This is a genomic window from Mesorhizobium sp. WSM4816 (genome assembly GCF_055811535.1).
This window is the reverse complement of the sequence record NZ_JBVVQR010000035.1, coordinates 18553-31018: the sequence shown is the minus strand read 5'-3', so window position 1 is coordinate 31018 and position 12466 is coordinate 18553. Positions and strand designations below refer to the sequence as shown.

12 protein-coding genes and 1 pseudogene are annotated in these 12466 nt (G+C 60.2%); 6 read left to right on the top strand and 7 right to left on the bottom strand.

The features are described from left to right. Nucleotides 1-151: 151 nt before the first annotated feature. The 4 genes from AC0L3H_RS26735 to rnk all read right to left on the bottom strand — a co-directional run bounded on the left by AC0L3H_RS26735 (nt 152) and on the right by rnk (nt 2558). A complete protein-coding gene (locus AC0L3H_RS26735) occupies nt 152-598 on the bottom strand; it encodes an SRPBCC family protein (RefSeq protein WP_473587450.1) in 447 nt (148 codons plus the stop codon). Nucleotides 599-643: 45 nt separating this feature from the next. Then, complete coding sequence (locus AC0L3H_RS26730) at nt 644-1087, bottom strand: SRPBCC family protein (RefSeq protein WP_031255154.1); 444 nt, start codon at nt 1085-1087, stop codon at nt 644-646. Nucleotides 1088-1137: 50 nt separating this feature from the next. After that, complete coding sequence (locus AC0L3H_RS26725) at nt 1138-1617, bottom strand: VOC family protein (protein WP_023799726.1); 480 nt, start codon at nt 1615-1617, stop codon at nt 1138-1140. Between the two features lie 479 nt (nt 1618-2096). Further along, complete coding sequence (gene rnk / locus AC0L3H_RS26720; protein ID WP_473587449.1) at nt 2097-2558, bottom strand: nucleoside diphosphate kinase regulator; 462 nt, start codon at nt 2556-2558, stop codon at nt 2097-2099. 382 nt (nt 2559-2940) lie between these two features. Here rnk and AC0L3H_RS26715 point away from each other — a divergent pair, with 382 nt between their 5' ends. The 3 genes from AC0L3H_RS26715 (at nt 2941) to AC0L3H_RS26705 (ending at nt 5048) form a co-directional block, all read left to right on the top strand. Then, nucleotides 2941-3186, top strand: coding sequence for a type II toxin-antitoxin system Phd/YefM family antitoxin (locus tag AC0L3H_RS26715; protein WP_473587448.1), 246 nt, complete (start codon nt 2941-2943; stop codon nt 3184-3186). Next, nucleotides 3183-3569 carry a type II toxin-antitoxin system VapC family toxin gene (locus AC0L3H_RS26710; RefSeq protein ID WP_473587447.1) on the top strand — a complete coding sequence of 129 codons (387 nt, stop codon included), beginning with the start codon at nt 3183-3185 and terminating at the stop codon, nt 3567-3569. The genes AC0L3H_RS26715 and AC0L3H_RS26710 overlap by 4 nt, the downstream gene beginning before the upstream one ends. Before the next feature lie 120 nt (nt 3570-3689). Beyond that, nucleotides 3690-5048 carry a DUF6600 domain-containing protein gene (locus tag AC0L3H_RS26705; RefSeq protein ID WP_473587446.1) on the top strand — a complete coding sequence of 453 codons (1359 nt, stop codon included), beginning with the start codon at nt 3690-3692 and terminating at the stop codon, nt 5046-5048. A gap of 65 nt (nt 5049-5113) precedes the next feature. On the opposite strand, the gene AC0L3H_RS26700 is transcribed toward AC0L3H_RS26705, so the two are convergent. Then, nucleotides 5114-5542 carry a dihydrofolate reductase family protein gene (locus AC0L3H_RS26700; protein WP_473587445.1) on the bottom strand — a complete coding sequence of 143 codons (429 nt, stop codon included), beginning with the start codon at nt 5540-5542 and terminating at the stop codon, nt 5114-5116. Nucleotides 5543-5847: 305 nt separating this feature from the next. On the opposite strand from AC0L3H_RS26700, the gene AC0L3H_RS26695 reads away from it, so the two are divergent. After that, on the top strand, nt 5848-6024 hold the full coding sequence (locus AC0L3H_RS26695; protein ID WP_473587444.1) for a DUF1127 domain-containing protein: 177 nt from the start codon (nt 5848-5850) through the stop codon (nt 6022-6024). Between the two features lie 112 nt (nt 6025-6136). On the opposite strand, the gene AC0L3H_RS26690 is transcribed toward AC0L3H_RS26695, so the two are convergent. Next, nucleotides 6137-6847, bottom strand: coding sequence for a response regulator (locus AC0L3H_RS26690; protein ID WP_473491637.1), 711 nt, complete (start codon nt 6845-6847; stop codon nt 6137-6139). A gap of 69 nt (nt 6848-6916) precedes the next feature. Then, nucleotides 6917-10606, bottom strand: coding sequence for a PAS-domain containing protein (locus AC0L3H_RS26685; protein WP_473587443.1), 3690 nt, complete (start codon nt 10604-10606; stop codon nt 6917-6919). 342 nt (nt 10607-10948) lie between these two features. Between AC0L3H_RS26685 and AC0L3H_RS26680 the strand changes: the two are divergent. Together AC0L3H_RS26680 and AC0L3H_RS26675 are read left to right on the top strand one after the other, a co-directional pair. Continuing rightward, a pseudogene (locus AC0L3H_RS26680) lies at nt 10949-11461 on the top strand (FAD-binding oxidoreductase); the annotation flags it as partial. 210 nt (nt 11462-11671) lie between these two features. Next, the gene (locus tag AC0L3H_RS26675) at nt 11672-12331 is read left to right on the top strand and encodes an FAD-binding oxidoreductase (protein ID WP_473587464.1); all 660 of its coding nucleotides are present in this window, start codon (nt 11672-11674) and stop codon (nt 12329-12331) included. Nucleotides 12332-12466 lie beyond the last annotated feature (135 nt).

Genomic DNA, 12466 nt, shown 5'->3' with positions numbered 1-12466 from the left:
GTGATTGAAAGGTCCCGAGGCGAATAGACCGTCGTCTGCAGCCAGGGCTGCTATGGCTTCGATCTCGATCATCGCCTCGGGCGTTTAGAGCGCTATCATCTCGACGGTCGTCTCCGCCGACAGGGCTTGAAAAAACTGCTTCCGGCGGAGTTCAGCGACCTCCTTGAACTTGCTCATGTCCTGCGCTGGATTCAACATAACGCCCGAAGTTGTCCAGGATCGCCTGCCAGCCGTCACGCTGCATGTCCATGGAGTTCTGCGTCTCGGCATCGAATATGGTCGTCACCTTCGTTCCGTTGCCTGCAGCTTCGAAGGTCGTACGCGCCTTGCGCCCGTCGCTCATGGCGAATGCGATCGCCTTGTACGGCTCGACCTCTTCGTACACCGCCTCGAAATCGAAGCCGAAGCTGCCGTCCTTGGCTTCCATGCGCGCCTTGTAGCCGCCGCCCACCTTTAGGTCGGCTTCCGCGCTTGGGCAGCACCAGTCGTCGGAAGCGAAGTTCCACTGTGTGATATCGCCGGGCGTCGTGTAGGCCTCCCAGACGCGTTCGATCGGCGCGGCGATCGTGGTGGCAATGGTGATCTGCTGGTTGGTCATTTTGGTTTCCTTGTTGTCGCAGCCGGATGAGATCTCGCAGACGGTTTATTGCGTGATTTCGGGCTCGACGAGGTGAGCAAGCTTGCGCAGCGACTCTTGCCAACCGAGATAGCATGCCTCGACCGGGATCAGATCGGGCACGTTCTCCTGAACCACCGTCATCTCCGTTCCGACTGAAACGGCCGTCAGCGTGACGGTCACTTTCATCTCGCCCGGAAGGTTCGGATCATCGAACACGTCGCTGTAGACGAGCGTCTCGCCGGGGACGAGCTTCAGATAGGTGCCGCCGAAGGAATGGCTGTGCCCGGTCGTGAAGTTTCGAAACGACATTCTGTGCTTGCCGCCTTCCTTCGCTTCAAGCTCATGCACCGTACAGGTAAAACCGAAGGGCGGGAGCCAACTCGCGACCGCGTCAGGTTCCAGAAATGCGCGGTAGACCTTTTCGGGTTTGGTGGCGAGAACCCGGTGCAGTTTAACGGTGTTGGGCATGATCATCTCCATTCGTTGAGTTCACCAGGGCGTCGTTGCCGTGGATCGGGTTAGCCTGCTGCTGCGGCTTCCAGCGCCGCGATATCGATTTTCTTCATCGTCATCATCGCCTCCATCGCGCGCTTGGCCTTGGCGCGGTCGGGACTGGTCGTCAGTTCCATCAGCCGCTTCGGCGTGATCTGCCAAGAGAAGCCCCACCGGTCCTTGCACCATCCGCAGGCGCTCTCGCTGCCGCCGTTTCCAACAATCGCCTTCCAGTAGCGGTCGGTCTCTTCCTGATCTTCGGTCAGCACCATCAGGCTGACGGATTCGTTCGCCTTGAAATTCGGACCGCCGTTCAGGCCTAGAAAAGACTGGCCGAGCACTGTGAACTCGACCGTCAATTCATTGCCTTCCTTGCCGCCGGGATAGTCCGACGCGGCCGCATTCAGCCGATCCACATGGCTGTCGGGAAAGGTGGCGGCATAGAACTCTGCCGCCTTGCGTGCTTCGCCGTGGTCGAACCACAGGCAGGTCACGAGTTTCGTCATCATCTAATCTCCTCGGTTCTTGGGGGTATTTGTTCGCGCCGCGACTGCCAGATCTCAGTCGAACCGGCCCTTGGGCGCCTCGCCAGCCAGAACGGGACCGATGAACACCATCATAAGGTCGGCCTGGATTACATCGACCGCATATGTGTCCGATGATCTAAGCTCGCTCACGGTTTTTTCACCTGGTCTCGTTGCTTCCTGTCCAAAGGACGAACAAGTCGTGCGCCTCCCGACAGCCAACCTGTTATTTTTTGTCACGCGGCAAGGCCCACCTAACCCGAGTCGATCCCTCCAACCGCCGGCTGGTAAGAGCGGGTCGGCGTAGGGCCGGGCCGTTTGCTTCAGCACCGGTTGTCCATATCACGAGGCGTTCGTGAAGAAGGCGCTTGAGGTCCTCGGCGCGTTGATGCCCGCCGTTTTCGCGGAAACAAACAACAACCTAAAGCGCGCCGCATGAGGCCGGTCAAACGCGACGCGCTTTAGTCGCCCGCCGTCGTCGAAGGTGCTGGTGCACGCTGATCGGCTGCATCGCCTTCGCGGGCAGGCCGGTTCACGGCAAGCACCGACAATTCATGCCGGCGCCCATCTCGCGCGGTCCACATGATCGACTGTCCGGCCGAGAGGCCGATCAGGGCCGTGCCGATCGGCGTAAGGATTGAAACCTTGCCATCGGAGATGTCCGCATCGCCAGGAAAAACCAGCGTAATCGTTTTCGCGTCACCGGTATCGGGCTTGAACGTCACCGTCGAACCCATCTGGACGGCGCCCGCGGAGATCAAACCATCGGAAACGATGCGCGCTCGCTCGAGTTCGGCGAGCAGATCATCGGAAGCCTGCGGATTTCGTGCGGCCACGGTGCTCGCAAGCGCCGATAAACGCGCATGGTCCGATTTCGAGATGCGGATGGTCGGCTTGCGCCGGGTCTTCATTTTATCTTGCATTTTCGAGTACTCGTATTCTCAGTTGAGCGGGTTGCCTCAAGCATGGTTTAACTGGCCAATTCGAGGCAGATCTTGCTCAAAACCGATGCCCCAGAGCCGGTGCTGGCCTGCCTACGTTCGATGTCGATTTTATGTGCTTGCCCCGCGGCCCGGGGCACATGGCAGCCGAGCCGGGGGTTACGATCCCGCGATGGGGCAAACCCGGAAAAGAAAATCGCGACGGATCTTTTTTGTGGCGTTCATGTAATCGTAGTTGGTGCCGAGATCGGGGAAGTCAAGACGACCCTGCAGCAAGGCGCGACCTTCAGCCTTCTTCGGCAGATTACGCTTGAAGTTCATGCTCGATAGACTAAGTTTACCTGACTAAGTCATGGAGTTCGCAATGCACATCGTCAATATCCACGAGGCCAAAACGCATCTGTCCCGCCTTATCGACAAGGCAGCCAAAGGCGAGTCTTTCATCATCGCCAAATCCGGCAAGCCGATGGTGAAGGTCATCGCCATAGACGCTCCTGCGGCCGGCGAAACGCGTCGCGTCGGGTTTATGACCGGGCAGTTTTCCGTTCCGGACGATTTTGATCGCATGGCCGGTGAGGAAATTGAAAAGCTGTTTGGCGGCGGCGCATGAAAGTTCTGCTCGATACCCATCTTCTGCTCTGGGCGGCGGGCGAGCCCGACAAGCTTTCGCCTGCCGCTCTCGCGGAGATCGAGAATGCCGACAATATTTTGACGTTCAGCGCCGCAAGTCTTTGGGAGATTGCGATCAAACGGGGGCTGGGCCGGGCAGACTTTACCGTCGATGTGCGCCTTTTGCGTCGGGGCCTGATCGACAATGGCTATTATGAGCTGCCGATCACAAGCGAGCATGCCATAGCGGTAGCGGGGCTTCCCCCCATCCACAAGGATCCCTTCGATCGGATTCTGATTGCTCAATCGATCGTGGAAGGCATTACATTGCTGACCGTCGACGATCTGGTCGCGCAGTATCCCGCGCCCGTGCGTCGCCTTTGACGAATCCGCGCCACCAACTCTGATGTTGATCCCGGTATCATCGTGTGATGCCAAGCCGGAACAATTCGACAGCCGGTGAGTTTCCACGATGAAGGGCGATCTGTTTCGGAGGAAACTGCGATGAAACGCGTCCTTGCCCAAAACGTTGTACGGCTGATGCTGGGCGGCGTAACCGCCGGCATGCTCACGGTCGTCGAGATTCCCAGCCCGGTGGCGCCATTGTCGCTTGTGTCCGAGGCGAGGGCTGCCACCGACGTTTCCGTTTCGATCAGCACATTTTACGATGAACTGTCTTCGCATGGTGATTGGGTTTCGTACCGGGGAGCGACCGTTTTCGTCCCGGTTGATGTGCCTGACGATTGGCGTCCGTATACCATTGGGCATTGGGTCTATACCGAGCAGTATGGCTGGCTCTGGGTGTCCGACGAGCCGTTCGGGTGGGCGACCTACCATTACGGCCGCTGGGGCTATGCCGACGACATCGGCTGGTACTGGGTTCCCGGCACTCGTTGGGCGCCAGCATGGGTGAGTTGGCGGCGCGAAAGGGAGCACGTCATCTGGGCTCCGCTGCCGCCGCGCCGCGATCCCGATTTGATTTCGATCGAGGTGACCATCGACACCACGCCGGATTTTTACTGGGTCGTGGTCCCCACCCGCGAATTCCTTGCTGACGACATTTCTGTCGTCGTTATCCGTGATGAGCCGGAGTTTGTGCGCATTGTCGAGGCGGCCGAGCCGGCCGGCGACGTGACGATCCAGAACAACGTGGTGATCAACAAAGTCGTTGATGTTGATGTGATCGAGAAGGAGACAAACCAGCAGGTGACTGTCGTCGAGGTCAGCGAGACCGAGACGCCCGAGCAGGCCGGCAAAGTGGAAAACAATACGGTCACGGTCTTTGAAGGTGAAGTGAAAGCCGATCCCGACGCCAAACCAGCTGAGCTCAAAGACATCGAGGAGGTGAAGCAGGTTCAGGCAGGCCGGAAATCGAAGCCGACGGAAGACGCAGCAACGACCGAACAGGCGCCGGATGAAGAGGTTAAGCCGGAAGAGACCGCCAAGCCTGAGAAGCCGACGACCGAGGAACAACCGGCCGCCGAGCAGGAGCAGGCCGAGCCGGAAGAGACAGGCAAGCCTGAGAAGCAGAAGGCCGAGAAGCAACCGGCCGCCGAGCAGCAGCAGGCCGAGCCAGAAAAGGCAGCCAAGCCTGAGAAGCAAAAGGCCGAGGAGCAGCCCGCCGCGGAGCAGCAGCAGGCGGAGCCGGAAAAGACGGCCAAGCCTGAGAAGCAGAAGGCCGAGGAGCAGCCCGCCGCCGAGCAGCAGCAGGCCGAGCCCGAACAGGCGGCCAAGCCTGAGAAGCCGAAGGCCGAGGAGCAGCCCGCCGCCGAGCAGCAGCAGGCCGAGCCCGAACAGGCCGAGCCCAAACCACAGCAGCAAGAAAACGAGGCGTGCGATCCGCAGACTGGGGCGAACTGCTAGGTGGGTGGGTACAGACTACAGGCACCGCGATCGTTCCACCGCGGTGCCTGCTGTGAGCCGAGCCTTCATTGGTCGCGGTTTTTGGCAACCCCGCCACCCGCCGTAAGCCATCTTGCATCGAACCAGCGGTCCGCCGGTCCGTCATAGGGCAGGCGCGTGATATCCCAATGGCTGACGAAGCGCGCGTAGGCGCTCCACACTGGTGGACCGCCGCCGATGAAGACGACGCGGCCGACGAAGCGCTGGAGTGTGTCCTCGGGATCCATGCTGGAGCGAACGACGACAAGTTCCCGATCCGCGCGAGCAAAATCCGGAATGCTCGTGATCGTCTTGGGACCGGCGAGCAAGACGTGTCCTCTGGTCAGGTCGAAAAATCGTGCAACGTCGGCGACGAACTCCGGCGACCGGTTGCCTTCCCAGGGAAGGCGCCCTTTGAGGCCGAGCTGTCCGGCTTGGCCAATGGCACAGACGACTCTAACGACAGTCTTCTTCATGCGTACTCCACCGATAGCCGGTCTGATCGCATTCGCAACGCTTGCACGTCATGCTGCGCCACGCACTTTGGTAAGATGACCCAACCCGCTGCCTTACTCCGCTGCGGCTGGCTGGTCCACCGCCTCGTTGAGGAGGTGGTTTTGAGTGTCGTCGGTCGGACTATGGAACTCCTTCTCAAAAGTCCATCCCGGCACTGAAACAAACGAAACACTTCGAGTTCGGCGCGGAAAAACCCCTGAAACAGCGATGGTTTAAATCCAACGGCACCGCTGCACCCCGCGGCGCCAATCAATGGAGTATTGCGATGTCGAGAATGCGAACAGCTTACCGCTCATTTCGGAATTACCGGATTCACCGCATGGCGGAACGGACCCTTGCGGCAATGGACGATGCCCTCCTGAAGGACATCGGGATCAGCCGGTCCGAGATTGGCTTGGTGGTCCGCGGCTTGCATCGCGGCCAAGAAGACAAGGCGGGCTGAAACCATGGCCGCCTTCTGGCGGCGTCCGCCGCCAACGCTCCATCTGGCGGCCTCCGCCGCCAATGCCCATGAGACGGGCGATCCGCCTTGCCAGGCCAAGGCGGCGGCGCGCTCAGGAGTAGAGGTAACCCATGCCGCGGATCGTCCTGATCACCTCCGGCTTGGAGGGATCGACCTCGATTTTCTTCCGCAGGCGCGAAACGCGAATGTCGATGCTGCGATCGAAGGGATCCCACCCGCGGTCATGGGCGAGTTCGAGCAGTTGATCGCGGTTGAGTACGCGTCCGCGATGTTCGCTGAATACTTTCAGAAGCCGGAACTCCATCGGGGTGATCGCTATTTCGATTCCCTCGGCGTTGTATAATTTGTGTGCGTCCGGGTCGAAGCGGCACTTGCCGAACTGGAACTGGTGAGGGCCCGGAGTACTCGCTTTCCCCGCAGCGCGTTCGCTCGCCGATGTCCTGCGCAGCACGGCCTTGACCCGCGCCAGCAGCTCCCGCAGGTCGACGGGCTTGACGACATAGTCGTCGGCGCCGATCTCCAATCCGACAACGCGGTCGACGATTTCCGCCGATCCGGTCAGCATGATAATGGCAACGTCTGAGTGCTCTCGTAGATATCGCGCCAGGGAGAGGCCATCCTCACCTGGCATTCGGATATCCAATATGACCACATCGACGTGCTGACTCTCAATAAGGTCACGCAGGGCAGGCCCCGCGTTGGCGGGCGTCACGGCATAGCCATGGAGCTCCAGATATTCCGCCACCGTGTCGCGGATATCCGGTTCGTCATCGCAGACCACTATGTGTGCGTGCGTCGTCAAAATCGACCACCGAACAACCAGTCCAATAGATAAGTTGCCTCTAAAGTGACGTGCAAATCAACGGGTCTGTCAAGCATTGTTGTTGACCAGATTAGAGACAAACGAACGGAGCTCGTTCGGTTTGATCGGTTTCTCGAGATAGGGCCGTTTCGCGGCGCGCAGGAACATCTGCGCGTCCGGACTGATTGTGTCCCCCGTCAGGAAGGCTAACCTGTCGAGTTCAGCCGGATGGAGCTTGGCAATCTGGTTGAACAATCCCCGCCCGTCCATATCAGGCATTTTCAGATCGCTCAGGATCACCGCGAAACTGCGGTTCTTGAGGTGCAGCAGCGCTTCTTTGCCGGATCTGGCAATGGTGACGTTGAAACCATCTCGCCTGAGCACCTCAGCAACCAGCTCACCCACTTCCTCTTCGTCGTCCACCACCAGACAGGCAATGCCGGTCGAATTCGGGAGCTCGTCTTCAGCCGTTTCGGTTCCTTCGTCGAGACGGTCCGAAGCAGGCAGCGAAAGTATGAAGATCGAGCCACCCCCCTCTGGGGATTCGACCTCGATGGTTCCGCCATGGGATTGAACGATCCGATGACAGAAGGACAGCCCGATCCCAGTCCCTGCCCCAATCTCCTTGGTCGTGAAGAACGGCTCGAAAATGCGGGGACGTATCTCTTTGGGAATTCCCGGACCCGTGTCGGCAACGCTGACGACTATGTTGCCGGTTTTAGGGTGAAGCCGCGTTGAAACCGTGATTGTCCGTCGTCCTTCCCAGCCGTGCAACGCCTGTTCTGCATTGACAAGCAAGTTGATCAGCACCTGGCCAAGCTGATCGGGATCCGCCCAGATCGGGGGAAGACCAGGTTCAAGATGAACTGAAAGGCCGATGTCCGACGATCGAATCGAATAGCTCGCTACTTCGACCGCTTCGGAAATGATGTCATCGATCGCAACGTTTGAGGTTCGCGTCGGCTGCTGTCTGGCCATAGCCAGGAAAGTCTTGACGATCCTGGCGCAGCGTTCGGCTGCCTTGCTCATCTTGTCGGCGCGTTCGACGACCTTGGCGTCGGTAGCGGTTTCCTTCAACAGCGATGACAGGCCAAGCACCACCGAGAGCGGATTGTTGAGCTCATGCGCCACCCCGGCCAGCAATCCGCCGAGCGCCGACATTTTCTCGTTCTGGTGCAGCGTCTCGCGCTGCCGCTCCAATTCCTGCTGCATTTTTATCCGGTCGGTGAGATCGTAGGCGTGGGAAACAATCACCTTCTCACCGTGGTAATCGATCAGTCGAGACGAAACCGAGCACCAGCAGGTTCCACCGTCCTTGCGCTTGAGCCGGGTTTCGAAATCGTCGACCAATCCCGTCGCGAGCAGCCGCGCAACGTATCGTCTCCGCTCTGAAGGATCGACATAGTAGTCGACGGCGCTGGTGACGTCGCCGAGCAGTTCAACGGTGGCGGGGCTGCGATAAAGCAGCTTCCCATCATGCGCGCGGGTCATCTGGATGTTGACGGGGCAGGCTTCGAGGACTTTACGGACCAGTTCGTCCGCTTCCTTGGCGGCCTCCTCGGCCCGCTTGCGCTCTGTAATGTCGACACGGGTGACCACGAACCCGCCTTCGCGGGTCGGACAGTTCGAGACGAAAAACCAACGCCCGTCCGTATGACGGAATTCCTGTTGGCGGAATTCGCGGCGGTCCCTTGCCCTTTCGGCAAGCCAGTCGTCGATCTTGTCGCGTGGAACCGGAAACTGGTTGCGCTCCGCGGTCACGCGGAGGAAATCGAACCAGTTCACCCCGGGAACGAGCACATCCGCGCTTATCGCGTGCATCTGGCGATACCTGCTGTTGGCCAGCACCAGGCAATCGTTCCTGTCGTAGAGGGCAAACCCTTCGGCCAGAGATTCGATCGCGTCGATCAGCCGTTCGTTGGCCTTGCGCGTTTCTTGCTGAGCGGCGATCATGTCGGTGATATCAGTCGTGTTCGACACGATCACCTGCCTTCCCTGGAAATCGATCAGGCGAGCGGAAATCGAAGCCCAGAAGGCCTTGTTCTCGGTGTCGTACTGCTGGACCCGAAAATCATCGATCCTGCCCTTTTCGATCAGGGTGCGCTCCACTATCGCGCTATCGTCTGGATCGACATAGTGGTCAGTTATCCGAGGACGGTCGGCGTAGAGATCTCTGGTGGCAGGATTGCGGTAGAGCGTTTCTCCCTCGAACGTGGTCATGCGTATCGGTGAAGGGCAGGCATCGAGCACCTTTTGCAGCAGTGTCGTGGCGTCGCGCTCGAAAGCCTCGGCCTTCTTGCGCTCGCTGATGTCGGCGCGCGTTACGACGAAGCCGCCAAGGTCGGTGGGATGTATCGATACCGAGTGCCATTTGCCGTCGGAGAGGGGGACCTCGAAATGGGAGTGGAACTCGATCCGGCTTTGGAGCCGCTCGTCGAGCCACTCATCTTCGCGCCCAACCGCATTGCGGTACACGCCGCGCCTGGCGGATTCGCGGAGGAGTTCGTTCCATTCCACACCCGGTTCGACGAGATCCCGCACCGGGTGGTTCAGTTCGCGGTAAAGGCTGTTGCACATGACCAGGCGGTGGTCTTCGTCGTACAGCGCGAATCCCTCGGAGAGTGATTCAACTGCGTCTGCGAGCATCTCCCGCGCCGCGGCGACTTCGCCGTCACGCTTCTTCTGCTTGGTCACATCGGCGATGCCGGCGAGAACCACTCGCCGGCCCTGGAACTCGACAATCCTTAGATTGCCCGTGGCCCAAAACTCCTGGCCGTCGGGTCTTTTAAGCAGCACCTCGCAATTTTCGACGACGCCCTTTTGCATGAGCTCGCGATTGATTTCCCGGTGCTTCTCGGGATCGACAAAGTAATCGCCGAGCCGCACCGTCTCGCGTTGCGCCTTTCTGCTCCATCCAAGCAGCCTTTCGGCAGCATTGCTCTGGTAGATGAGTTCCCCCGAACTTGCGTCGTTCATCCATACCGGCAACGGGTGATGCTTGATCAGGAAACCGAACAGATCCTCGCGCTGCTTGCGTTCCGTGATGTCCAATACCCCGATGATGAGCGAGGGACGCCCGCCGTAGACGCCGCGACGGCAGTTGGTCGAGCACCAGACGGCCGATCCGTTTGTGTTTCTGAGCTGGATTTCGTGATCCCGGACGATCTCGCTGTTGCTGGCAAGGGAACTGATTTCATCGAATTCGCCAGTATTCACGAAATGATCCGTCAGGAATTGCGGCTCGTTCGGCGTCCATTTTCGGCCAAGCAGGTTAGAAGCATCGAGGCTTTCGTAGAGGATCTGCCCGCTTTCGGCGTCCACCACCCAAACCGGCAGCGGGTGACTGTCCGTGATGCAGCGGAATATCTCGGCGTTCTCCTGGTGCGCGATCTGCGCTCGCTTCATCTCGGTAATGTCGACGCTTACCAGGGCCATGCCGCCATCCGGCCGAGGATGTGCGGTGAGCAACTTCCACCGGCCATCCAATGTCTCGGCTTCAACTGGAGCGTCGTCGATTTGCGTCCATCGCGCCGCGGCGCTTTCAACAAATGCGTTGCCCGGCTCGATGGGGCGGCCGTCGAAACTCTTTAGACGTGAGAGGGCTTCGGCGACTGCGGCAATGGCGTCCGTCGGCTGCATCTCGCCGCGGTCGAGCCGCCGGCTTCCAAATATCTGCGGATTGCTGTCGACGAGAACATGGTTGGCGTCAAAAAGGGCATAGCCTGTGTGTGTGGATGGCACCGGATTTTCAGGCCGCATGGTCGTTCCCTTTGTTCGCGTGATCCCGCGAGGGCGGATAATAGCCCCTCTTTGTTTCAGCACGCGTTCGGGCGACGCGTGATTTGTTTCAACTGTTTCGGCGCGTGGGAGACATCGCCGGCGCTGACGTGTCGCCTGTCATCCCCGTGGGGCGCGCGCTGAAACAAACGAAACACTCCCACCACACCACAGAAAAACGCCTGAAACGAAGGCGGTGTAGGACAAGAAGAGCCGCAGATGCGGCAGATTCAACCGGCGAAGCGCAAATGTCCAGCGCCCAGGATGAACAATCTAGTCTTGGCGAGTGTCGACGCGTCTTGCTCTGAAACCTGAGGGTTCAATATGGATAAGCCAGTTACTTCCCACGATCTCCCCGACCGGCTCCTCGCGAGCCTTATTGACCAAAACCATCCGGCCTATGAAGAGGCTCGCGGGCTCTACAACGCCATGATCGACAAGCGGCCGCGCTGGATCATCCCCTGCGCCGAGGTCGCCGATGTCGTCGCGGCAGTCAATCATGCCCGGGAGAAGCAGTTGCTTCTTGCCATTCGCGGCGGCGGCCACAGCGGTCCGGGCTTCGGCAGTTGCGACGGCGGGATTGTCATCGACATGTCGCCGATGAATCGGGTCGATATTGATCTCGGGACCAGCACGGTCCGCGTCGAGGCCGGCTGCACCCAAGGCGATGTCGACCGCGCCACCAGCGCTCATGGGCTGGCGGTGCCGGCTGGCCTCGTCTCGTCCACAGGCATCGCCGGACTGACGCTGGGCGGCGGCACTGGCCATCTAACGCGCAAACACGGCCTCACCATCGACAATCTGCTTGCGGCCGAGGTCGTGCTGGCCGACGGCAGCGTCGTGACGGCAAGTGAGAACGAACACCCGGAGCTGTTCTGGGCGCTGCGCGGCGGCGGCGGCAACTTCGGCGTCGTGACGCGCTTCACATTTCAGGCGCATCCGGCGAAGGATGTCTATGCCGGGCCGATCTTCTTCGACATCGCACATGCCGCAGAGATCATGCGCTGGTACCGCGACTTCCTGCCCGGAGCGCCGCGAGAGCTCGGGATGTTCTTCGGCATCAAGACGGTGCCCTCCTGCGACCCTTTCCCGCGCGAGATCTGGGGAAGGCGCGTCTGCGCGCTGATCAGCTGCTACAACGGCGCGGAGGAGGACGGCATCCGGGCGATGCAGCCCGTGCGCGACGCGCTTCCCGGGCCACTGATGGACGGTATGATGCAGATGCCCTTCGTCGATCTGCAGGCGCTGTTTGATCCGCTGCTGCCGAAGGGCTTGCAATGGTACTGGAAGGGCGATTATGTCGACGAGCTGTCCGATGCGGCCATCGCAGCCCATGCCGAGCACGGCTCGACGACGCCGAGCGAACTGTCGCTGATGCATCTCTACCCCATCGACGGAGCGGCCCAGGAAGTGGCTCCGGACGCTACCGCCTGGGGAGCGCGGCGAGCGCGTTGGTCCATGGTTATCGCCGGCATCGACCCCGACCCGACGAAGGCGCTGGAGCTGAGGCGCTGGGCGAGCGAGTATTGGGCTGCGGTGCACAAGCACAACCCGCACGGTGGCGCCTATATCAACTTCATGATGGATGATGAAGGCGAGGCGCGTGTACGCGCCGCCTACGGCGCCAACTATGAGCGGCTCGTCACGGTCAAGCGCAAATACGATCCGGCGAACCTCTTCCGCGTCAACCACAACATCCGGCCGTAAGCCGAGGCTGAGCCTGTCCGTCCTTGGGTCGAGCGAGGCGGACAGGCCTGTGGCATGCGCAAGCCGGTGTCGCGCCATCGAGGACGACCATCCACAAAATGCGTCCCGCCCCGTCGCGCGTGCCTCTGAAACAAA